The organism is Streptomyces sp. NPDC002730, assembly GCF_042888805.1.
Lineage (GTDB): Bacteria > Actinomycetota > Actinomycetes > Streptomycetales > Streptomycetaceae > Streptomyces.
In genome coordinates this window covers 204,567-225,959 of the sequence record NZ_JBIAQG010000001.1, presented here as the reverse complement: position 1 = coordinate 225,959, position 21,393 = coordinate 204,567, and the positions used below count along the sequence as shown (strand labels likewise).

19 protein-coding genes are annotated in these 21,393 nt (G+C 66.3%); 1 reads left to right on the top strand and 18 read right to left on the bottom strand.

Translation table 11 applies throughout. From position 1 onward, the window contains the following. Window positions 1–105: 105 nt before the first annotated feature. From rpsQ to rpsJ, 11 genes are read right to left on the bottom strand one after another with little or no spacing between them, the layout of a single operon-like run. A complete protein-coding gene (rpsQ, locus tag ACFYXH_RS01160) occupies window positions 106–390 on the bottom strand; it encodes a 30S ribosomal protein S17 (protein WP_326651947.1) in 285 nt (94 codons plus the stop codon). Continuing rightward, on the bottom strand, window positions 390–614 hold the full coding sequence (gene rpmC, locus ACFYXH_RS01155; RefSeq protein WP_040024284.1) for a 50S ribosomal protein L29: 225 nt from the start codon (window positions 612–614) through the stop codon (window positions 390–392). Before rpmC ends, rpsQ begins: the two co-directional genes overlap by 1 nt. Next, a complete protein-coding gene (rplP, locus tag ACFYXH_RS01150) occupies window positions 614–1,033 on the bottom strand; it encodes a 50S ribosomal protein L16 (RefSeq protein ID WP_014047785.1) in 420 nt (139 codons plus the stop codon). Before rplP ends, rpmC begins: the two co-directional genes overlap by 1 nt. Window positions 1,034–1,038: 5 nt before the next feature. Next, on the bottom strand, window positions 1,039–1,887 hold the full coding sequence (rpsC, locus tag ACFYXH_RS01145) for a 30S ribosomal protein S3 (protein ID WP_327325485.1): 849 nt from the start codon (window positions 1,885–1,887) through the stop codon (window positions 1,039–1,041). After that, window positions 1,887–2,234: a 50S ribosomal protein L22 gene (rplV, locus tag ACFYXH_RS01140; protein ID WP_004571827.1), complete on the bottom strand. Its 348-nt coding sequence runs from the start codon at window positions 2,232–2,234 to the stop codon at window positions 1,887–1,889. The genes rpsC and rplV overlap by 1 nt, the downstream gene beginning before the upstream one ends. A gap of 40 nt (window positions 2,235–2,274) precedes the next feature. Next, window positions 2,275–2,556, bottom strand: a complete 282-nt coding sequence (gene rpsS / locus ACFYXH_RS01135) for a 30S ribosomal protein S19 (protein ID WP_003966956.1) — start codon at window positions 2,554–2,556, stop codon at window positions 2,275–2,277. Window positions 2,557–2,568: 12 nt separating this feature from the next. After that, window positions 2,569–3,405 carry a 50S ribosomal protein L2 gene (gene rplB / locus ACFYXH_RS01130; RefSeq protein ID WP_108151510.1) on the bottom strand — a complete coding sequence of 279 codons (837 nt, stop codon included), beginning with the start codon at window positions 3,403–3,405 and terminating at the stop codon, window positions 2,569–2,571. 39 nt (window positions 3,406–3,444) lie between these two features. Beyond that, complete coding sequence (gene rplW / locus ACFYXH_RS01125) at window positions 3,445–3,768, bottom strand: 50S ribosomal protein L23 (RefSeq protein WP_326651946.1); 324 nt, start codon at window positions 3,766–3,768, stop codon at window positions 3,445–3,447. Continuing rightward, the gene (gene rplD, locus ACFYXH_RS01120; protein ID WP_389559550.1) at window positions 3,768–4,418 is read right to left on the bottom strand and encodes a 50S ribosomal protein L4; all 651 of its coding nucleotides are present in this window, start codon (window positions 4,416–4,418) and stop codon (window positions 3,768–3,770) included. The genes rplW and rplD overlap by 1 nt, the downstream gene beginning before the upstream one ends. Before the next feature lie 5 nt (window positions 4,419–4,423). Beyond that, window positions 4,424–5,068, bottom strand: a complete 645-nt coding sequence (gene rplC, locus ACFYXH_RS01115; protein WP_326651944.1) for a 50S ribosomal protein L3 — start codon at window positions 5,066–5,068, stop codon at window positions 4,424–4,426. 14 nt (window positions 5,069–5,082) lie between these two features. Continuing rightward, entirely contained in the window at window positions 5,083–5,391 is a 309-nt protein-coding gene (gene rpsJ, locus ACFYXH_RS01110; RefSeq protein WP_003948644.1) for a 30S ribosomal protein S10, read from the bottom strand. Window positions 5,392–5,964: 573 nt separating this feature from the next. Between rpsJ and ACFYXH_RS01105 the strand changes: the two genes are divergently transcribed. Further along, window positions 5,965–8,091: a PIG-L family deacetylase gene (locus ACFYXH_RS01105; protein WP_389559548.1), complete on the top strand. Its 2,127-nt coding sequence runs from the start codon at window positions 5,965–5,967 to the stop codon at window positions 8,089–8,091. Between the two features lie 98 nt (window positions 8,092–8,189). Here the strand turns inward: ACFYXH_RS01105 and tuf are convergent, their stop codons facing one another. From tuf to rplL, 7 genes are all read right to left on the bottom strand, one after another. Then, the gene (gene tuf, locus ACFYXH_RS01100; protein ID WP_030351429.1) at window positions 8,190–9,383 is read right to left on the bottom strand and encodes an elongation factor Tu; all 1,194 of its coding nucleotides are present in this window, start codon (window positions 9,381–9,383) and stop codon (window positions 8,190–8,192) included. Between the two features lie 161 nt (window positions 9,384–9,544). Next, the gene (gene fusA, locus ACFYXH_RS01095; RefSeq protein ID WP_389559546.1) at window positions 9,545–11,671 is read right to left on the bottom strand and encodes an elongation factor G; all 2,127 of its coding nucleotides are present in this window, start codon (window positions 11,669–11,671) and stop codon (window positions 9,545–9,547) included. Window positions 11,672–11,709: 38 nt separating this feature from the next. Further along, a complete protein-coding gene (gene rpsG, locus ACFYXH_RS01090; protein ID WP_262006819.1) occupies window positions 11,710–12,180 on the bottom strand; it encodes a 30S ribosomal protein S7 in 471 nt (156 codons plus the stop codon). Window positions 12,181–12,182: 2 nt separating this feature from the next. Next, a complete protein-coding gene (gene rpsL / locus ACFYXH_RS01085; RefSeq protein ID WP_003948652.1) occupies window positions 12,183–12,554 on the bottom strand; it encodes a 30S ribosomal protein S12 in 372 nt (123 codons plus the stop codon). Window positions 12,555–12,868: 314 nt separating this feature from the next. Next, on the bottom strand, window positions 12,869–16,792 hold the full coding sequence (locus tag ACFYXH_RS01080; RefSeq protein WP_389559545.1) for a DNA-directed RNA polymerase subunit beta': 3,924 nt from the start codon (window positions 16,790–16,792) through the stop codon (window positions 12,869–12,871). A gap of 125 nt (window positions 16,793–16,917) precedes the next feature. Continuing rightward, window positions 16,918–20,400 (bottom strand): DNA-directed RNA polymerase subunit beta, encoded by a 3,483-nt coding sequence (gene rpoB, locus ACFYXH_RS01075; protein ID WP_389559543.1) that lies wholly within the window; start codon window positions 20,398–20,400, stop codon window positions 16,918–16,920. A gap of 581 nt (window positions 20,401–20,981) precedes the next feature. Then, window positions 20,982–21,365: a 50S ribosomal protein L7/L12 gene (rplL, locus tag ACFYXH_RS01070; protein WP_327325478.1), complete on the bottom strand. Its 384-nt coding sequence runs from the start codon at window positions 21,363–21,365 to the stop codon at window positions 20,982–20,984. Window positions 21,366–21,393: the final 28 nt, after the last annotated feature.

Here is a 21,393-nt window from a genome sequence, read left to right as displayed (position 1 = left end):
TGATCGTCTGCCGGTTCCCGGCGGGGGCCGGCTGCTTCTGAATGTCACAGCACAGCCCCCGCCGAGCCTGGCGGAACTGACTTGAAGGGTTACCCCTTCAAGTAATTACTTGGCCTTCTCGAGGATCTCGACGATGCGCCAGCGCTTGGTCGCCGACAGCGGACGCGTCTCCATGATGAGGACGCGGTCGCCGACGCCGGCAGCGTTCTGCTCGTCGTGCGCCTTGAGCTTGTTGGTACGGCGGATGACCTTGCCGTACAGCGCGTGCTTGACGCGGTCCTCGACAGCGACGACGACGGTCTTGTCCATCTTGTCGCTGACGACCAGACCCTCACGGGTCTTGCGGAATCCGCGGTCGGTCTTGTTCTCGGTCACGTTGCTCTCGCTCATCAGGCGCTCTCCACCGTCTCGATGCCCAGCTCGCGCTCACGCATCAGGGTGTAGATCCGCGCGATGTCCTTGCGGACGGCCTTCAGCCGGCCGTGGTTCTCGAGCTGACCGGTCGCCGCCTGAAAGCGGAGGTTGAACAGCTCTTCCTTGGCCTCGCGGAGCTTGGCAACAAGCTCCTCGTCGCCCAGTTCGCGCAGCTCGGACGCCTTAGTAACGGCCGCCATCACGACTCACCTGCCTCGCGCCGCACGATCCGGCACTTCATCGGAAGCTTGTGAGCAGCGCGGGTAAGCGCCTCACGCGCAATCTTCTCGTTCGGGTAGGACAGCTCGAACATCACCCGACCGGGCTTGACGTTCGCGATCCACCACTCGGGGGAGCCCTTACCGGAACCCATGCGGGTCTCGGCAGGCTTCTTCGTCAGCGGGCGGTCCGGGTAGATGTTGATCCAGACCTTGCCGCCACGCTTGATGTGGCGGGTCATCGCGATACGAGCCGCCTCGATCTGGCGGTTGGTCACGTACGCCGGAGTGAGGGCCTGAATGCCGTACTCGCCGAACGCAACCTGCGTACCACCCTTGGACATACCGCTGCGCTTCGGGTGGTGCTGCTTGCGGTGCTTGACCCTACGGGGGATCAGCATTTCGGTCAGGCCTCCGTTCCGGTGCTCTCAGCAGCCGGAGCAGCGGCGGCGGCGGGAGCCTCGGCCTTGGGGGCCTCGGCTGCCGGCGCGGACTGCTGCGGCTTGCGGCCGCGACCGCCCCGCTCGCCACCACGACCGCCACGGCCACCGGCCGGACGGTCGCCGGCGCCACCACGGGCCGGGCGGTTACCCGCACGGGCCGCAGCGTTCTCGGCGCGGACCTCGGCGATGTTCTTGACGTCGCCCTTGTAGATCCAGACCTTCACACCGATACGGCCGAAGGTCGTCTTGGCCTCGAAGAAGCCGTAGTCGACGTTCGCACGGAGCGTGTGCAGGGGCACACGGCCCTCGCGGTAGAACTCCGAGCGGGACATCTCGGCGCCGCCGAGACGGCCGCCACACTGGATCTTGATGCCCTTGGCGCCGGCCTTCATCGTGCCCTGCATGCTCTTACGCATGGCGCGACGGAAGGAGACGCGGGAGGACAGCTGCTCGGCGACGGCCTGGGCCACCAGCTGAGCGTCCACCTCGGGGTTCTTGACCTCGAGGATGTTCAGCTGAACCTGCTTGCCGGTCAGCTTCTCCAGCTCGCCACGGATGCGGTCGGCCTCGGCGCCACGGCGACCGATGACGATGCCCGGGCGGGCGGTGTGGATGTCAACGCGGACGCGGTCGCGGGTGCGCTCGATCTCAACCTTCGAGATACCGGCTCGCTCCATGCCCTTCGTCATCATGCGACGAATGGCGACGTCTTCCTTGACGTAGTCCTTGTACAGCTTGTCGGCGTACCAGCGGGACTTGAAGTCCGTGGTGATGCCGAGCCGGAACCCATGCGGGTTAACCTTCTGGCCCATTACCGGGTTCCTTCCTTGCTGCTGACGACCACGGTGATGTGGCTGGTCCGCTTACGGATCCGGTAGGCACGGCCCTGAGCACGCGGACGGAACCGCTTCAGGGTCGGGCCCTCGTCCACGTACGCCTCGCTGATGACCAGCGAAGAGGCGTCGGTGTGGTCGTAGTTGTGTGCAGCGTTGGCGATGGCGCTGTCAAGCACCTTGCCAACCGGCACGCTCGCGGCCTGCGGGGCGAAACGCAGGACCGCCTGAGCCTCCGTGGCATCCATGCCACGGATGAGGTCCACCACTCGGCGGGCCTTCATGGGCGTGACGCGGATGTACCGCGCCTGGGCCCTGGCTTCCATGGTTGTCCCTTCGGTGTAAGTCATAGTCAGTCACCCCGCTTTAGCGGCGCTTCGACTTCCGGTCGTCCTTGACGTGGCCGCGGAAGGTGCGAGTCGGCGAGAACTCGCCGAGCTTGTGGCCGACCATCGACTCGGTGACGAACACCGGGACGTGAATCTTGCCGTTGTGCACCGCGATCGTGTGACCCAGCATGGCCGGGACGATCATCGAGCGACGGGACCAGGTCTTGATGACGTTCTTGGTGCCTGCTTCGTTCTGGACATCCACCTTCTTGATGAGGTGTCCGTCGACGAAGGGCCCCTTCTTGAGACTGCGCGGCATCTAAACCCGCTCCTAGCGCTTCTTGTTCGTCTTGCGGCGGCGGACGATGTACTTGCTCGATGCCTTCTTCGGCGAGCGAGTACGACCCTCCTTCTGACCCCACGGCGAGACCGGGTGGCGACCACCGGAGGTCTTGCCCTCACCACCACCGTGCGGGTGGTCAACCGGGTTCATCGCGACACCGCGGACGGTCGGGCGAACGCCCTTCCAGCGCAGACGGCCGGCCTTGCCCCAGTTGATGTTCGACTGCTCGGCGTTGCCGACCTCGCCAATGGTGGCGCGGCAGCGGGCGTCGACCAGCCGGATCTCACCGGACGGCATACGAAGGTGGGCCATCGTGCCCTCCTTCGCCAGCAGCTGCACGGAGGCACCCGCGGAGCGGGCGAACTTCGCGCCGCCGCCGGGCCGCAGCTCGATGGCGTGGATGGTCGTACCGACCGGGATGTTGCGCAGCGCCAGGTTGTTGCCGGGCTTGATGTCGGCGGCCGGGCCGTTCTCGACACGGTCGCCCTGCGTCAGGCCCTTGGGCGCGATGATGTAGCGCTTCTCGCCGTCTGCGTAGTGCAGAAGCGCGATGCGCGCGGTGCGGTTCGGGTCGTACTCGATGTGAGCGACCTTGGCCGGCACGCCGTCCTTGTCGTGACGACGGAAGTCGATCACGCGGTAGGCGCGCTTGTGGCCACCGCCCTGGTGACGGACGGTCACACGACCGGTGTTGTTACGGCCGCCCTTGCTGTGCAGGGGGCGGACCAGCGACTTCTCCGGCGTGGACCGCGTGATCTCGACAAAGTCGGCGACGCTGGAGCCACGACGGCCCGGGGTCGTCGGCTTGTACTTGCGGATACCCATTTCTCAGTCCTCGTCCGATTCCGGACGACTCGACCTCCGTCAGGAGGTCGGGCCGCCGAAGATGTCGATTCGGTCGCCCTCAGCGAGGGTCACGATGGCGCGCTTGGTGTTGGCGCGCTTGCCGAAACCGGTGCGGGTGCGCTTGCGCTTGCCCTGGCGGTTGATCGTGTTGACCCCGGTGACCTTGACCGAGAAGACCGCCTCGACGGCCTGCTTGATCTGGGTCTTGTTGGAGCCGGGCGCGACGATGAACGTGTACTTGTTCTCGTCGAGCAGGGCGTAGCTCTTCTCGGAGACAACCGGCTTGACGAGAACGTCGCGCGGGTCCGTGAAGGTCTTGCTGGTGACGGTCGCCTCGGACATCAGGCGTCGCTCCCTTCGGTCTCAGCGGCCTTGGGGCCAGACACGAAGGACTCGAAGGCGGCCTTGGTGAAGACCACGTCGTCCGAGACGAGCACGTCGTACGTGTTCAGCTGGCCCGGCTCCAGGAGGTGCACCTGGGGCAGGTTGCGGGCGGAGAGCCACGCGGCCTCGTCCGAGCGCTCGACAACCAGGAGCACGTTCTTGCGCTCGCTGACCTTGCCCAGCAGGGACTTGGCGGCCTTCGTGGAGATCTCGCCCTCGACCACGCCGGAAACGACGTGGATACGGGAGTTGCGGGCCCGGTCGGTGAGGGCACCGCGCAGGGCGGCGGCCTTCATCTTCTTCGGGGTCCGCTGCGAGTAGTCACGCGGCGTGGGGCCGTGGACGACGCCACCGCCGGCGAACTGCGGCGCACGGGTCGAACCCTGACGGGCGCGGCCGGTGCCCTTCTGGCGGTAAGGCTTCTTGCCACCACCACGGACCTCGCCACGACGCTTGACCTTGTGCGTGCCCTGACGGGCGGCGGCCAGCTGCGCGACGACGACCTGGTGGATCAGCGGGATGCTGACCTTGGCGTCGAAGATCTCGGCCGGAAGCTCGACGGTCCCGGACTTGTCGCCGGAGGGCGACAGAATGTCAATGGTGCTCATAGTCCTCAGACCCCCTTGGCCGCAGTGCGGACGAGGACGAGGCCGCCGTTCGGACCAGGAACCGCGCCCTTGATGAGCAGCAGGCCCTTCTCCGCGTCAACCGCGTGGATGGTCAGGTTCTGGGTGGTGACCCGCTCGTTGCCCATGCGGCCCGCCATGCGCATGCCCTTGAAGACACGCCCAGGGGTGGCACAGCCACCGATGGAGCCGGGAGAGCGGTGCTTGCGCTGGGTACCGTGACCGGCGCCGAGGCCCTTGAAGTTGTGACGCTTCATGACACCGGCGAAGCCCTTGCCCTTGCTCTTGCCCGTGACGTCAACCTTGACGCCGGACTCGAACACCTCGGCAGTGATCTCCTGGCCGAGCGTGTACTCGCTGGCGTCGGAGGTACGGAGCTCCACCAGGTGGCGGCGCGGGGTCACGTCGGCCTTGGCGAAGTGGCCCTTGAGGGGCTTGTTCACCTTGCGCGGGTCGATCTCGCCGAAGGCGATCTGGACCGACTCGTAGCCGTCGGAGTCATTCGTACGGACCTGGGTAACGACGCAGGGCCCGGCCTTGACGACGGTCACCGGGACGACACGGTTGTTCTCGTCCCAGACCTGGGTCATGCCGAGCTTCTCGCCCAGGACGCCCTTGATCTGCTTTGCCATCTCTTCCGCGCCTCTCAGAGCTTGATCTCGATGTCAACGCCGGCCGGAAGGTCCAGGCGCATCAACGAGTCAACGGTCTTGGGCGTCGGGTCGAGGATGTCGATCAGGCGCTTGTGCGTGCGCATCTCGAAGTGCTCGCGCGAGTCCTTGTACTTGTGCGGCGACTTGATGACGCAGTACACGTTCTTCTCAGTGGGCAGCGGCACCGGGCCCGCGACCGACGCACCAGTGCGGGTCACCGTCTCGACGATCTTCTTCGCCGAGGAGTCGATGACCTCGTGGTCGTAGGCCTTGAGCCGGATGCGGATCTTCTGTCCCGCCATGGCTACTAGTAGTCCTGTCTCTCGAAACGCTCTGGAACCCGGATGGCTGCGCTCTTCACAAGCGCCGTTCTCTCCGACCCACGCGGTCGGGCGTGTCGCATTCCCTCTACGAAGATTTCCCGAAGGATTTCCCAACCAAGGGGTGCGGGCCTGAGACCGCGAGCCGGGGGAAAACACCCACCGGGTGCCTGGTTCGCACCCCGCTGACACTTCCCGAAAGATTCCCGTACGTCCGCCTCAGCGCTGCCTTACGGCAGATGAGGCGACGAGTACTGTGGGACTCGCTTCCGGTCCTCCCGACGGGAGGCGCGCAGCATCGGCACTCAACCGAGCAACCTGGCTAGTGTGCCATATGGGGCAGAGCCCTGGCCAATCGCAGCCGGAGAGCGTACCCCACCGGCCCGCTCCACACCCACATGCTGCCCACGCTCAGGCAACCTCGCACGTCGAATCGCCGTCTAGTTGAGCGCGGACCGGCTCTGACCAGCCCCTCCGCCATTATCGGAGATCAACGGTACGCAGCACGGGGGCGCCTGTCTGCCCGCTGCGAGCGGAGCGGACGGAGCACAACAGATGCAGATCGCGCATGCCCTGGGGAAGGCTGCCGCGCGTTCCACCGGCCTGAGCAGACGAAATGTGGTCACCGCCACAGCCGCCGTCGCCGCGGCGGCGGCCCTCAGCTCGTGTTCCGTGCCCGCACCGCGGCGCGCCGTCCCGACGGCCGACCCCGCGCCGGGCATGCCGATCTCCAGCTCCCGGCGGGCGCAGCTGATGCAGATCCTGGCCCACCCGGACGACGATCTGTACTTCATGAACCCCGACACCCAGCGAATGCTGGACGCCGGGGTTCCGCTGGTCTGCGTCTATGTCACCGCCGGCGAGGCCGACGGCGTCAACAAGGCGCCCGGCCGACCGCAGCCGGGCGCCGACAAGACGGCGTACTCCTCCGCACGCCACCAGGGGCTGCGCCAGGCGTACGCGACACTGCTCGGGCTGCCCAGGTTCACCGACTGGCAGAAAGGCGTCGCCACGCTGCGCGGCGACCAGCGGGCCGAGATCAACACTCTCGCCAACGGCTCCCGCCGGGTCGAGCTGATCTTCCTCAACCTCGCGATGCACACGACGCGCGGCGGCCGCATGGGCCTGCCCGCCCTGTGGAAGGACCGGGAGCAGAATCTGCGGACTGTCGCCGCCGACGACTCCCCCGTACGCAAGGCGGGCTCGTACGACTACGACCAGCTCATCGACGTACTCGTGGGGCTGCTGGACCGCTACCGGCCCACGGTCGTGCAGACCCTGGACCCCGACCCGGACATCCAGCACAGCGACGAGGCGACCCGCAAGAAGGACAGCGAGCAGCACGGCTACTCGGACCATGCGGACCACACCGCCGTGGCCTCCTTCAGCTGGGCAGCCCTGGTGCGCTGGGTGGCCGAGGCGACCCAGGAGGGCGGCCAGGTGCCCGCCTTCGTCGCCACGTCCTTCCGCGGCTACTACAACCGCCACTGGCCCAAGAACCTGCCGGAGGGCGTGCTCAGACAGAAGGCCGCCCATCTGGTCCCGTACGGCGGCGCCCCCGACTGGAAGTGCGGCAATGCCGCTGGCTGCGGCGACTACAACGTCGGCGGCAAGCGTCCGCTGACCAACAAGAAGGGCTGGGTGCGCTCCACTCACTACCGCTACCCGGGCGCGCGCCCGGCGGTGGCCACCGAGCCGGACGGCAGGCTCGCCGCCTACGGAGTGCTGGGGCTGCGCGCGGTGCGCTGGCGCGAGAGCGAGCGCGGCAGCGGCCGGTGGGGCGACCCGGACGACCTCGGCGGCGGGCCGCTCGCGCCCACGCTCGGCGCGGCGGCGCTGAAGGACGGCCGGCAGCTGCTCTTCGGGCTGCGTTTCTCGGCGCTCGGCGGCCACGGCGGCGCCAACAGGAGGGAGGTCGTGCTGCTGGAGCAGCGCTCCGCTGGCGGTCCCTTCCTGCCTTGGCAGGGGCTGGGCAATCCGGAGCGCGGCGACGACCGGGGCCGGCGGATCGGCGTTCCGGTGGCGGTCACGGCCCCCGACGGCCGCGTCCATCTCTTCGTACGCAACGCGGACCAGGGCATCAGCACGCGGGTCCGTGACACCGAGGGCCACTGGGACCGCTGGCAGGACCTGGAGGGCGGCGAGATTCAGGACGGACTGTCCACGGTGGTGGACAGTGCCGGGCGGGTGCATGTCTTCGGTGCCGGGCACGACAGCGTGCACCACTGGGCACAGGACGCACCGGGACAGCCGCTCGCCCACCAGCCGGCCGGGCCGCTGCCGGTACCCGTGGACAGCCCCGCCGCGGTGGCCGGTAAGAACGGCACCGTGGAACTGCTGTACCGCGTGGAGCGTGTCGCGAAGTCCGAAGGACCCGGGACGGCCTCACCCGCGCTGACATCCGTACGCCCCGACGGCGTCCGCACACCCGGCGTCCGGTTCGACGGCCACGGTCCGGTGAGCGCGGCGCCCACCCCGCGCGGCCCGGTACTCCTCGGCAAGGACCTCAAGGGGCAGCTCCAACTGCGGGTCGCAGGAAAGGTGTTGATCCGCAAGAACGGCACACTGCCGTCCCTGGACGCACCGGCCCTGCACATAGGCGGCTCGGGTGCCACCGTCGTGGGTCTGGGGGCGGACGCGCACCCCTGGACCTGGTCGCCCGAGGCAGGAACCGCCGGCTAGCCACGGCCTCGCAGGCGACAGCGCAACGCGAAGGGCCCCGCACCAGTGGTGCGGGGCCCTTGCTGATGCTCCGGGGAGCGACCAGGTCAGATCAGCAATTACTTGTTGATCTTGGTGACCTGGCCGGCGCCGACGGTCCGGCCACCCTCACGGATGGCGAACTTGAGGCCCTCCTCCATGGCGACGGGCTGGATCAGCTCGACGGTCATGACGGTGTTGTCGCCCGGCATGACCATCTCGGTGCCCTCGGGGAGGGTCACAACGCCGGTCACGTCCGTGGTACGGAAGTAGAACTGCGGGCGGTAGTTGTTGAAGAACGGGGTGTGACGGCCACCCTCGTCCTTCGACAGGATGTAGGCCTGGGCCTCGAAGCTGGTGTGCGGCGTGACCGAACCCGGCTTGATGATGACCTGGCCGCGCTCGACGTCCTCGCGCTTGATGCCACGGAGGAGCAGTCCGACGTTCTCACCGGCCTGGCCCTCGTCGAGCAGCTTGCGGAACATCTCGATGCCGGTGACCGTGGTGGTGGTCTTCTCGGTCTTGATACCGACGATGTCGACGGTCTCGTTGACCTTGAGGACACCACGCTCGATACGACCGGTGACGACGGTGCCACGACCGGTGATCGTGAAGACGTCCTCGATCGGCATCAGGAACGGCTTGTCGACGTCACGCTCGGGCTGCGGGATGGACTCGTCAACGGCCTTCATCAGGTCGAGAACGGTCTGGCCCCACTCGGCGTCGCCCTCGAGCGCCTTGAGCGCCGAGACCTTGACGACCGGCAGGTCGTCGCCCGGGAACTCGTACTCGGAGAGGAGCTCACGCACCTCGAGCTCGACGAGCTCCAGGATCTCCTCGTCGTCCACCATGTCGGCCTTGTTCAGGGCGACAACGATGTACGGAACGCCGACCTGGCGGGCCAGGAGCACGTGCTCCTTGGTCTGCGGCATCGGGCCGTCGGTGGCGGCGACCACGAGGATGGCGCCGTCCATCTGCGCGGCACCCGTGATCATGTTCTTGATGTAGTCCGCGTGACCGGGGCAGTCGACGTGCGCGTAGTGACGCGACTCGGTCTGGTACTCGACGTGCGCGATGGAGATGGTGATACCGCGCTGGCGCTCCTCAGGAGCCTTGTCGATCTGGTCGAAGGCCGAGGCCTCGTTCAGGTCCGGGTACGCGTCGTGCAGCACCTTGGTAATGGCGGCCGTGAGGGTCGTCTTACCGTGGTCAATGTGACCGATGGTGCCGATGTTGACGTGCGGCTTAGTCCGCTCGAACTTCGCCTTCGCCACTGGGTCCTCCTGTGGAGTGGTTCTGTACGCCTTGCTTCATCGGCGCCAGGTGATCTTTGCTGGGATGCCGGGGCCCGGGGGCGTCCGCCGCATTGCTCTCGCTCTGCGCCGGACGCCTCTCCAGGCACCGGTGACAAGCCTAAAGCGTGAACTCCGAAGAGTTACTCGCCCTTGGCCTTCGCGATGATCTCCTCGGCGACGTTCCGCGGAACCTCGGCGTAGGAGTCGAACTGCATCGAGTAGCTTGCGCGACCCGAGGTCTTGCTGCGGAGGTCTCCGACGTAGCCGAACATCTCCGAGAGGGGGACCAGCCCCTTCACGACGCGAGCGCCGCTGCGCTCCTCCATGGCCTGGATCTGGCCACGGCGGGAGTTGAGGTCGCCGATGACATCGCCCATGTAGTCCTCGGGCGTGGTGACCTCGACGGCCATCATCGGCTCGAGGAGCACGGGGGACGCCTTGCGGGCACCCTCCTTGAACGCCTGCGAACCAGCGATCTTGAACGCGAGTTCGGAGGAGTCGACCTCGTGGTAACCACCGTCGAGAAGGGTGACGCGAACGCCCACCATCTCGTAGCCGGCCAGGATGCCGAACTGCATGGCTTCCTGCGCACCCGCGTCCACCGAAGGGATGTACTCACGGGGGATGCGGCCACCGGTGACCTTGTTCACGAACTCGTAGGTCGCGTCGCCGCCCTCGATGGGCTCCAGCGCGATCTGCACCTTCGCGAACTGACCGGTACCACCGGTCTGCTTCTTGTGCGTGTAGTCGATACGCTCGACGGTCTTGCGGATCGTCTCGCGGTACGCGACCTGCGGCTTGCCGACGTTCGCCTCGACGCGGAACTCGCGCCGCATGCGGTCGACGAGCACCTCGAGGTGAAGCTCACCCATACCACCGATGATGGTCTGGCCGGTCTCCTCGTCCGAGTGGACCTGGAAGGAGGGGTCCTCCTCCGCGAGACGCTGGATGGCGACACCCAGCTTCTCCTGGTCACCCTTGGACTTGGGCTCGATCGCGACCTGGATGACCGGCGCCGGGAAGTCCATGGACTCCAGGATCACCGGGTTCTTCTCGTCGCACAGCGTCTCACCGGTGGTGGTCTGCTTCAGGCCCATGACGGCGACGATGTCGCCGGCGCCCACCGACTCGATCTCCTCACGCTTGTTCGCGTGCATACGGTAGATCTTGCCGATGCGCTCCTTCTTGCCCTTGGTGGGGTTCAGCACCGCAGTGCCGGACTCCAGGCGACCCGAGTAGACCCGGATGAAGGTGAGCTTGCCCAGGTGCGGGTCGCTCGCGATCTTGAAGGCCAGAGCGGCCAGCGGCTCGTCGTCGGACGGACGGCGCGTGATGACCTTCTCCGCGTCCTTGACGTCGTGGCCCTCAATGCCTTCGACGTCCAGGGGGGAGGGGAGGTAGCGCACAACCGCGTCGAGCAGGGGCTGAACACCCTTGTTCTTGAACGCGGTACCGCAGAAGACGGGGGTGACGGTGGTGCCGCCGCCCTTGCCGGACGCGATGGTGATACGACGGATCGCCTCGTAGAGCTGCTCCTCGGTGGGCTCGACGCCCTCGAGGTACAGCTCCATCATCTGGTCGTCGTTCTCCGACACGGCCTCGAGCAGCTTGCCGCGCCACTCGTCGGCAGCCTCGGTGTGCGTGGCCGGGATGTCGACGACGTCGTACATCTCGCCCTTGGTGGCTTCGGCGGACCAGACCAGGGCCTTCATACGGACCAGGTCGATGACGCCCTTGAAGTCAGCCTCTGCACCGATCGGCAGCTGCATCACGATCGGGGTCGCGCCGAGGCGGTCCACGATCATGTCGACGCAGCGGTGGAACTCGGCACCGGTGCGGTCGAGCTTGTTGACGAAGCAGATACGCGGAACGCCGTAGCGGTCCGCCTGACGCCACACAGTCTCGGACTGCGGCTCAACGCCGGCGACACCGTCGAACACCGTGACGGCACCGTCGAGCACGCGGAGCGAACGCTCCACCTCGACCGTGAAGTCGACGTGCCCCGGGGTGTCGATGATGTTGATGGTGTGATCGACGTCCTCGAGCGGCCAGTGACAGGTCGTCGCGGCGGACGTGATCGTGATGCCGCGCTCCTGCTCCTGCTCCATCCAGTCCATCGTGGCAGCGCCGTCGTGGACCTCACCGATCTTGTAGCTCACACCGGTGTAAAACAGGATGCGCTCGGTGGTCGTCGTCTTGCCCGCGTCGATGTGGGCCATGATCCCAATATTGCGGACCTTGGCCAGGTCAAGCGAAGTGGTGGCCATAAGGCTCAATCTTCTCTCGGTCTCGATGTGGGTAGCGACTACCAGCGGTAGTGCGCGAAGGCCTTGTTCGACTCGGCCATCTTGTGCGTGTCCTCACGCTTCTTGACCGCAGCGCCGAGGCCGTTGGAGGCGTCGAGCAGCTCGTTCATGAGGCGTTCGGTCATGGTCTTCTCGCGACGGGCGCGGGAGTAACCCACGACCCAGCGGAGCGCGAGGGTGGAGGCGCGACCGGGCTTGACCTCGATCGGCACCTGGTAGGTGGCGCCACCGACACGGCGGGACTTGACCTCGAGAGACGGCTTGACGTTCTCGAGAGCGCGCTTCAGCGTGATGACCGGGTCAGCGCCGGTCTTCTCGCGGAGGCCTTCCATGGCGCCGTAGACGATCCGCTCGGCAGTGGAACGCTTGCCGTTGAGCAGGATCTTGTTGATCAGCGACGTGACAAGAGGAGAACCGTAGACCGGGTCGATGATGACCGGGCGCTTCGGGGCGGGGCCCTTACGAGGCATTCTTACTTCTCCTTCTTGGCGCCGTAGCGGCTGCGGGCCTGCTTGCGGTTCTTGACACCCTGGGTGTCGAGGGAACCGCGGATGATCTTGTAACGAACACCCGGCAGGTCCTTCACACGGCCACCACGCACGAGCACGATGGAGTGCTCCTGCAGGTTGTGTCCCTCACCCGGAATGTAGGCCGTGACCTCGATGCCGGAGGTCAGACGCACACGCGCGACCTTCCGCAGCGCCGAGTTCGGCTTCTTCGGGGTGGTCGTGAACACACGCGTGCAGACACCACGACGCTGAGGGGAACCCTCGAGTGCGGGCGTCTTGTTCTTCTCGACCTTGTCCTGCCGGCCCTTCCGGACCAGCTGCTGGATCGTAGGCACTACTTCTCCGGTTTCTGTGTGCCGTTAGTGAAGCTAACCTGGAACGTCGCCGACCCACGCGGTCGGGTGTGTCGAATGCTGCAGGCTCCCCCGCGAAGGAAGAGAACGCAGATTGCGGTGGCCATTTTCGGACTCGCCGTGCGGTTGAGGACACGCACACGAGCCCAGGCACACCCCAGGCACAAGGTCAGAGCGTACCTACCGCATCGGCTCCGGTCAAAACAAATGCACACGCGCAGGACACACCACCCTGCAACATACGCCACAGGGCGGTCATCCGCGAGGGATGACCGCCCTGTGGCGTTGCTACTGCCTTACTGGTTGTACGGACCGTAGTCGTAGTCCTCCAGCGGAACGGCCTGGCCGGAGCCGGTGCCGAACGGCGAGTAGTCGATGTCGTCGTAGCCGACGGCCGAGTACATCGCGGCCTTGGCCTCCTCGGTGGGCTCCACCCGGATGTTGCGGTAGCGGGACAGGCCCGTACCGGCCGGGATGAGCTTACCGATGATGACGTTCTCCTTGAGGCCGATCAGGGAGTCCGACTTGGCGTTGATCGCCGCGTCGGTCAGAACCCTGGTCGTCTCCTGGAAGGACGCCGCCGACAGCCACGACTCGGTGGCGAGCGAGGCCTTGGTGATACCCATCAGCTGCGGACGGCCGGAGGCCGGGTGGCCGCCTTCCGTGACCACACGACGGTTCTCGGTCTCGAACTTCGAGCGCTCGACGAGCTCGCCCGGCAGCAGTTCCGCGTCGCCGGACTCGATGATCGTCACACGGCGCAGCATCTGCCGGATGATGATCTCGATGTGCTTGTCGTGGATCGACACACCCTGCGAGTTGTAGACCTTCTGGACCTCGCCGACCAGGTGGACCTGGACCGCGCGCTGACCGAGGATCCGCAGCACGTCGTGCGGGTTGGTGGCACCCACGGTGAGCTTCTGGCCCACCTCGACGTGGTCGCCCTCGCCCACCAGCAGACGGGCGCGCTTCGAGATCGGGAACGCCGTCTCGTCGCTGCCGTCGTCGGGGGTGACAACGAGCTTCTTGGTCTTCTCGGTCTCCTCGATACGGACGCGGCCTGCCGCCTCCGAGATCGGGGCGACACCCTTGGGCGTACGAGCCTCGAAGAGCTCGACCACACGGGGCAGACCCTGGGTGATGTCGTCACCGGCCACACCGCCGGTGTGGAAGGTACGCATCGTCAGCTGGGTACCGGGCTCACCGATGGACTGGGCGGCGATGATGCCGACCGCCTCACCGATGTCCACCAGCTTGCCGGTGGCGAGCGAACGGCCGTAGCAGTACGCACAGGTGCCGACCGCGGACTCACAGGTCAGGACCGAGCGGGTCTTGACCTCCTCGACGCCCGCGGCGACGACCGCATCGATGAGCACATCGCCCAGGTCGACATTGGCCGGCGCGATGACCTTGCCGTCGACGACGACGTCCTCGGCGAGCATGCGGGCGTACACGGACGTCTCGACGTCCTCCGCCTTGCGCAGCACACCGTCGGCGCCGCGCTCGGCGATCCGCAGCTTGAGGCCGCGGTCGGTGCCACAGTCCTCTTCGCGGATGATGACGTCCTGCGAGACGTCCACCAGACGACGGGTCAGGTAACCCGAGTCCGCGGTACGCAGGGCGGTGTCCGCCAGACCCTTACGGGCACCGTGGGTGGAGATGAAGTACTCCAGCACGGTGAGACCCTCACGGAACGACGCCTTGATGGGCCGCGGGATGGTCTCGTTCTTGGCGTTCGACACCAGACCACGCATACCGGCGATCTGACGCATCTGCATCATGTTTCCTCGGGCACCCGAGTCAACCATCATGAAGATGGGGTTCGTCTTCGGGAAGTTCGCGTTCATCGCCTCGGCAACCTCGTTGGTCGCCTTGGTCCAGATCGCGATGAGCTCCTGCGTGCGCTCGTCCTTGGTGATCAGACCGCGCTCGTACTGCTTCTGGACCTTCTCGTCCTGCGCCTCGTAGCCCGCGACGATCGCCTTCTTGGCCTCGGGGACCACGACGTCGGAGATGGCCACGGTGACACCGGAACGGGTCGCCCAGTAGAAGCCGGCCGCCTTCAGGTTGTCGAGCGTTGCCGCCACGATGACCTTGGGGTAGCGCTCGGCGAGGTCGTTGACGATCTCGGAGAGCTGCTTCTTGCCCACCGAGTAGTCGACGAACGGGTAGTCCTCGGGCAGCAGCTCGTTGAAGAGCGCGCGGCCCAGGCTCGTACGCAGCCGGAAGCTGTCACCCTGCTGCCACTCGCCCGCACCGGAGCCGCTGATGTCCGCAGCGCCCTCTTCCTGCGCCGGCGGGGTCCAGCCGCGCGGCGGGATGGTGCCCACCGGGAAGCGGATGTCGACCTTCGCCTGGAGCGAGAGCTCGCGGGCGTCGAACGCCATGATCGCCTCGGCCGTGGAGCCGAAGGACCGGCCCTCGCCGATGACCTTGCGCTCTTCCTCGTCGGTCGTGAGGAAGAACAGGCCCAGCACCATGTCCTGGGTCGGCATGGTGACCGGACGGCCGTCGGCCGGCTTCAGGATGTTGTTCGAGGAGAGCATCAGGATGCGCGCCTCGGCCTGCGCCTCCGCGGAGAGCGGCAGGTGCACGGCCATCTGGTCACCGTCGAAGTCCGCGTTGAACGCGGTGCAGACGAGCGGGTGGATCTGGATGGCCTTGCCCTCGACCAGCTGCGGCTCGAAGGCCTGGATGCCGAGGCGGTGCAGCGTGGGCGCACGGTTCAGCAGAACCGGGTGCTCGGCGATGACCTCTTCGAGGACGTCGTACACGACCGTGCGGCCGCGCTCGACCATGCGCTTCGCCGACTTGATGTTCTGCGCGTGGTTGAGGTCGACCAGACGCTTCATCACGAACGGCTTGAAGAGCTCCAGCGCCATGGCCTTCGGCAGACCGCACTGGTGCAGCTTGAGCTGCGGGCCGACGACGATGACGGAACGGGCCGAGTAGTCGACTCGCTTACCGAGCAGGTTCTGACGGAAACGACCCTGCTTGCCCTTCAGCATGTCGCTGAGGGACTTCAGCGGGCGGTTACCGGGACCGGTCACCGGGCGACCGCGGCGGCCGTTGTCGAACAGCGCGTCGACGGCCTCCTGCAGCATCCGCTTCTCGTTGTTCACGATGATCTCGGGGGCACCGAGGTCAAGGAGACGCTTGAGGCGGTTGTTGCGGTTGATCACACGGCGGTACAGGTCGTTCAGGTCGGAGGTCGCGAAGCGGCCACCGTCCAGCTGCACCATCGGACGCAGGTCCGGCGGGATGACCGGCACGCAGTCCAGCACCATGCCCTTGGGGCTGTTGCTGGTCTGCAGGAACGCGGAGACGACCTTGAGGCGCTTGAGCGCACGGGTCTTCTTCTGGCCCTTGCCGGTACGGATGATCTCGCGGAGACGCTCGGCCTCCTCCTCGAGGTCGAAGGACTCCAGGCGCTTCTGCAGCGCCGCGGCACCCATCGAGCCGTCGAAGTACGTGCCGAAGCGGTCACGCAGCTCGCGGTAGAGCAGCTCGTCGCCCTCGAGGTCCTGGACCTTGAGGTTCTTGAAGCGGCTCCACACCTCGTCGAGACGATCGATCTCGCGCTGCGCACGGTCGCGCAGCTGCTTCATCTCACGCTCGGCGCCCTCGCGCACCTTGCGGCGCACATCGGCCTTGGCACCCTCGGCCTCGAGCTCGGCCAGGTCGGTCTCGAGCTTCTTGGCGCGGGCCTCGAGGTCGGCGTCACGGCGGTTCTCGACCTGCTGGCGCTCGACGGAGACATGGGCCTCCAGCGAGGGCAGGTCGCGCGTCCGGCGCTCCTCGTCCACGAACGTGATCATGTAAGCGGCGAAGTAGATGACCTTCTCGAGGTCCTTCGGCGCGAGGTCGAGCAGGTAGCCGAGGCGCGACGGGACGCCCTTGAAGTACCAGATGTGGGTGACAGGCGCGGCCAGCTCAATGTGACCCATCCGCTCACGGCGCACCTTGGCGCGGGTGACCTCGACGCCACAGCGCTCACAGATGATGCCCTTGAAGCGGACACGCTTGTACTTACCGCAGTAGCACTCCCAGTCCCGGGTCGGACCGAAGATCTTCTCGCAGAAGAGTCCGTCCTTCTCGGGCTTGAGCGTGCGGTAGTTGATGGTCTCCGGCTTCTTGACCTCGCCGTGGGACCACTGTCGGATGTCGTCCGCGGTCGCAAGGCCGATCCGCAGCTCGTCGAAGAAGTTGACGTCGAGCACTATGCGTCAATCCCTCTCAGGGGTTCGTGCCCCTCGCTGTGAAGCGAGATATCGGGCGCTAAATCATGGTCTGTACGGGTCCGGGGCAGGGTCGGGACCTCACGAGGAGGTCCCGACCAGACCCGTCAGACCTCTTCGACGCTGCTCGGCTCGCGCCGGGACAGGTCGATACCGAGCTCTTCCGCAGCGCGGAAGACGTCCTCGTCCGTGTCGCGCATCTCGATGGACATACCGTCCGAGGACAGCACCTCCACGTTGAGGCAGAGCGACTGCATTTCCTTGATGAGCACCTTGAAGGACTCGGGAATGCCGGGCTCGGGGATGTTCTCGCCCTTGACGATGGCCTCGTAGACCTTCACGCGGCCGGTGACGTCGTCGGACTTGATGGTCAGCAGCTCCTGGAGGGCGTACGCGGCGCCGTAAGCCTCCAGCGCCCACACCTCCATCTCACCGAATCGCTGGCCACCGAACTGGGCCTTACCACCCAGCGGCTGCTGGGTGATCATCGAGTACGGACCGGTCGAGCGGGCGTGCAGCTTGTCGTCGACCAGGTGGTGGAGCTTGAGGATGTACATGTACCCGACCGAGATCGGGTCCGGGAACGGCTCACCGGAGCGGCCGTCGAACAGGTTGGCCTTGCCGGACGGCTGAACCATCCGGTTGCCGTCGCGGTTCGGGATCGTGGACTCGAAGAGACCGGCGATCTCGTCCTCGCGCGCACCGTCGAAGACCGGCGTCGCGACGTTCGTACCGGGCTGGACCTCGTCCGCGCCGATCGCCTTCAGCCGCTCCATCCACTCCTCGCTGCCCTCGACCTTCCAGCCCTGGCTGGCGAGCCAGCCGAGGTGGATCTCGAGGACCTGTCCCGGGTTCATTCGGGACGGGACACCCAGCGGGTTGAGGATGATGTCGACCGGGGTGCCGTCCTCCAGGAACGGCATGTCCTCGATCGGCAGAATCTTCGAGATGACGCCCTTGTTGCCGTGACGGCCGGCGAGCTTGTCACCATCGGTGATCTTGCGCTTCTGCGCGACGTAGACGCGAACCAGCTGGTTCACGCCCGGCGGCAGCTCGTCGCCCTCCTCGCGGTCGAAGACGCGGACGCCGATGACCTTGCCGGTCTCGCCGTGCGGCACCTTCAGCGAGGTGTCACGGACCTCACGCGCCTTCTCACCGAAGATCGCGCGGAGCAGTCGCTCCTCCGGGGTCAGCTCGGTCTCACCCTTGGGCGTGACCTTGCCGACCAGGATGTCGCCGGCGACGACCTCGGCACCGATACGGATGATGCCGCGCTCGTCGAGGTCGGCGAGGACCTCCTCGGAGACGTTCGGGATGTCCCGGGTGATCTCCTCCGGGCCGAGCTTGGTGTCACGGGCGTCGACCTCGTGCTCCTCGATGTGGATCGAGGAGAGGACGTCGTCCTGCACGAGGCGCTGCGAAAGGATGATCGCGTCCTCGTAGTTGTGACCCTCCCACGGCATGAAGGCGACCAGCAGGTTCTTGCCGAGCGCCATCTCACCCTGCTGGGTGGCCGGACCGTCGGCGAGGACCTGGCCCTCGACGACCCGGGCGCCCTCGTCCACGACAACCTTCTGGTTGACCGAGGTGCCCTGGTTGGAGCGGGAGAACTTCGCGATGCGGTACGTGGTGTACGTGCCGTCGTCGTTGGCGACGGTGATGTAGTCCGCGGAGACCTCCTGGACAACACCTTCCTTCTCCGCCTTGATGACGTCGCCGGCGTCGACCGCACAGCGGTACTCCATGCCGGTGCCGACCAGCGGCGCCTCGGACGTGATCAGCGGCACGGCCTGGCGCATCATGTTCGCGCCCATGAGGGCACGGTTGGCGTCGTCGTGCTCGAGGAACGGGATCATGGCGGTCGCGACCGACACCATCTGGCGCGGCGAGACATCCATGTAGTCCACGTCCGTGCCGGGCACGTAGTCGACCTCGCCGCCACGGCGGCGGACCAGCACCCGGTTCTCGGCGAACCGCAGGTCATCGGTGAGCGCGGCGTTGGCCTGCGCGATGACGAACCGGTCCTCCTCGTCGGCGGTCAGGTAGTCGACCTCGTCGGTCACCTGGTCGTCGACGACCTTGCGGTACGGCGTCTCGACGAAGCCGAACGCGTTGACGCGGCCGTAGGAGGCGAGCGAGCCGATCAGACCGATGTTCGGGCCTTCAGGGGTCTCGATCGGGCACATGCGGCCGTAGTGGGACGGGTGCACGTCACGGACCTCGAAGCCGGCCCGCTCACGGGAGAGACCACCCGGGCCAAGCGCCGACAGACGGCGCTTGTGGGTGAGACCCGACAGCGGGTTGTTCTGGTCCATGAACTGCGACAGCTGGCTGGTGCCGAAGAACTCCTTGATGGAGGCGACGACCGGCCGGATGTTGATCAGGGTCTGCGGCGTGATCGCCTCGACGTCCTGGGTCGTCATGCGCTCACGCACGACGCGCTCCATACGAGCCAGACCCGTACGGACCTGGTTCTGGATGAGCTCGCCGACGTTACGCAGACGACGGTTGCCGAAGTGGTCGATGTCGTCGGTCTCGACGACGATCTGGGTGCCGCTCTCGCCGACCGTCTCGGTCTCACCGGCGTGCAGCTTGACCAGGTACTTGATGGTCGCGATGACATCGTCGGTGGTGAGCACGCCGGCGTCCAGCGGCTCATCCGCGCCGAGCTTCTTGTTCACCTTGTAGCGGCCGACCTTGGCGAGGTCGTAGCGCTTCGGGTTGAAGTAGAGGTTCTCGAGCAGCGTCTGAGCCGCCTCGCGCGTCGGGGGCTCGCCCGGACGCAGCTTGCGGTAGATGTCGAGCAGCGCGTCGTCCTGGCCCTGGGTGTGGTCCTTCTCCAGGGTGGCGCGCATCGACTCGTACTCGCCGAACTCCTCGAGGATCTGCTCGGTGGTCCAACCGAGAGCCTTGAGCAGGACGGTGACGGACTGCTTGCGCTTGCGGTCGATGCGGACACCGACCATGTCGCGCTTGTCGATCTCCATCTCGAGCCAGGCACCCCGGGACGGGATGATCTTGGCCGTAAAGATGTCCTTGTCGGACGTCTTGTCGATGTTGGAGTCGAAGTAGACACCCGGCGAGCGGACCAGCTGGGACACCACGACACGCTCGGTGCCGTTGATGACGAAGGTGCCCTTGTTGGTCATGAGCGGGAAGTCGCCCATGAAGACCGTCTGGGACTTGATCTCGCCGGTCTCGTTGTTGGTGAACTCGGCCGTGACGAAGAGCGGGGCAGCGTACGTGAAGTCGCGCTCCTTGCACTCGTCGATGGAGTTCTTCGGAGGCTCGAAGCGGTGGTCGCGGAAAGTAAGCGACATCGACCCGGAGAAGTCCTCGATCGGAGAGATCTCCTCGAAGATCTCTTCCAGACCGGACTTGGTGGGGACGTCCTGTCCGCTGTCCAGAGCCGCCTCGACACGAGCCTTCCAAGCGGCGTTCCCGAGCAGCCAGTCAAAGCTCTCGGTCTGCAGCGCGAGGAGGTTCGGAACCTCGAGGGGCTCCTTGATCTTTGCAAAGGAGATGCGCAGCGGGGCGGTGCTGGCGCCGTTGTTCGTATTCGCGGTCGAGGCGTTGCGCGAGGCGGCCAAGAGGGGGTCCTTCCGAGGGCTCGGACTCACTACGCGCGTACCGGTCCCACGCTGGGCACGGAGATAGAAATCCCAGGTGAGGGATGATTCGACCAACGGTGCTCGTGCGTGGGGATGCCCCTGGTGACGGGCAGGGGGCAGCTAACAGGCAGCGCAAAGGGTCAGTGTAGCCACTTGGCACACTGATGTCCAGTGCGGGTTTTCGAGACCCTCGTTGTTCTCAACTCCGCGGCAAGCCCTCGCGCCATGTGGCGCACATCGATACTGCCCGTTCGGTCGTCGATCCATGCCTCGGATCCGGATCGTTGTGACGACGCGTCCTGAGAATTGCGCGCTCCGTGCGGTTCGTCAAGGCCCCCCCACTCAAACTGGCTGCTGGGATCGTCACTGACCAGCGTCAGGGGCGCACGGCGAAGATCACGATACCCCCCGAAAGCGGAAGAGCAAGGCAGGCCTCGCGGGAACGCCGAAGGGCGACCACCCGGATGGGTGATCGCCCTTCGCTGTGTCCCCAGCGGCCCCTAAGCGGAACCGGCTGTTGCCGCTATACGCCTTCCGGCGCGCGGCAGAGACTCAGAAGGTCACTTGACCTCGACGGACGCGCCAGCGGCCTTGAGGGACTCGGCAGCCTTCTCAGCGGCCTCCTTGGCGACCTTCTCGAGGACCGGCTTCGGGGTGCCGTCGACGAGGTCCTTGGCCTCCTTGAGACCCAGGGAGGTCAGCTCGCGCACGACCTTGATGACCTGGATCTTCTTCTCGCCGGCGCCGGTGAGGATGACGTCGAACTCGTCCTGCTCGGCCTCGGCCTCGGCCGGGGCGGCAGCGGCGCCACCAGCGGCAACGGCGACCGGGGCGGCGGCGGTGACGTCGAACTTCTCCTCGAAGGCCTTCACGAACTCGGAGAGCTCGATGAGGGTCATCTCCTCGAACTGCGCAAGCAGGTCGTCCTGGGTGAGCTTCGCCATGATGGCGGTCCTTCCACTAATTCGGCTG

What these genes read in the sequence shown, in the direction of transcription:
- rpsJ (WP_003948644.1), bottom strand. Translation starts at nt 5,391, where the DNA reads ATGGCGGGACAGAAGATCCGCATCCGGCTCAAGGCCTACGACCACGAG.
- rpsC (WP_327325485.1), bottom strand. Translation starts at nt 1,887, where the DNA reads ATGGGCCAGAAGGTTAACCCGCATGGGTTCCGGCTCGGCATCACCACG.
- ACFYXH_RS01105 (WP_389559548.1), top strand. Translation starts at nt 5,965, where the DNA reads ATGCAGATCGCGCATGCCCTGGGGAAGGCTGCCGCGCGTTCCACCGGC.
- rpsS (WP_003966956.1), bottom strand. Translation starts at nt 2,556, where the DNA reads ATGCCGCGCAGTCTCAAGAAGGGGCCCTTCGTCGACGGACACCTCATC.
- rplL (WP_327325478.1), bottom strand. Translation starts at nt 21,365, where the DNA reads ATGGCGAAGCTCACCCAGGACGACCTGCTTGCGCAGTTCGAGGAGATG.
- fusA (WP_389559546.1), bottom strand. Translation starts at nt 11,671, where the DNA reads ATGGCCACCACTTCGCTTGACCTGGCCAAGGTCCGCAATATTGGGATC.
- rplC (WP_326651944.1), bottom strand. Translation starts at nt 5,068, where the DNA reads ATGGCAAAGCAGATCAAGGGCGTCCTGGGCGAGAAGCTCGGCATGACC.
- rplD (WP_389559550.1), bottom strand. Translation starts at nt 4,418, where the DNA reads ATGAGCACCATTGACATTCTGTCGCCCTCCGGCGACAAGTCCGGGACC.
- rpmC (WP_040024284.1), bottom strand. Translation starts at nt 614, where the DNA reads ATGGCGGCCGTTACTAAGGCGTCCGAGCTGCGCGAACTGGGCGACGAG.
- rplP (WP_014047785.1), bottom strand. Translation starts at nt 1,033, where the DNA reads ATGCTGATCCCCCGTAGGGTCAAGCACCGCAAGCAGCACCACCCGAAG.
- rplV (WP_004571827.1), bottom strand. Translation starts at nt 2,234, where the DNA reads ATGGAAGCCAGGGCCCAGGCGCGGTACATCCGCGTCACGCCCATGAAG.
- rplB (WP_108151510.1), bottom strand. Translation starts at nt 3,405, where the DNA reads ATGGGTATCCGCAAGTACAAGCCGACGACCCCGGGCCGTCGTGGCTCC.
- rplW (WP_326651946.1), bottom strand. Translation starts at nt 3,768, where the DNA reads ATGTCCGAGGCGACCGTCACCAGCAAGACCTTCACGGACCCGCGCGAC.
- rpsG (WP_262006819.1), bottom strand. Translation starts at nt 12,180, where the DNA reads ATGCCTCGTAAGGGCCCCGCCCCGAAGCGCCCGGTCATCATCGACCCG.
- rpsQ (WP_326651947.1), bottom strand. Translation starts at nt 390, where the DNA reads ATGAGCGAGAGCAACGTGACCGAGAACAAGACCGACCGCGGATTCCGC.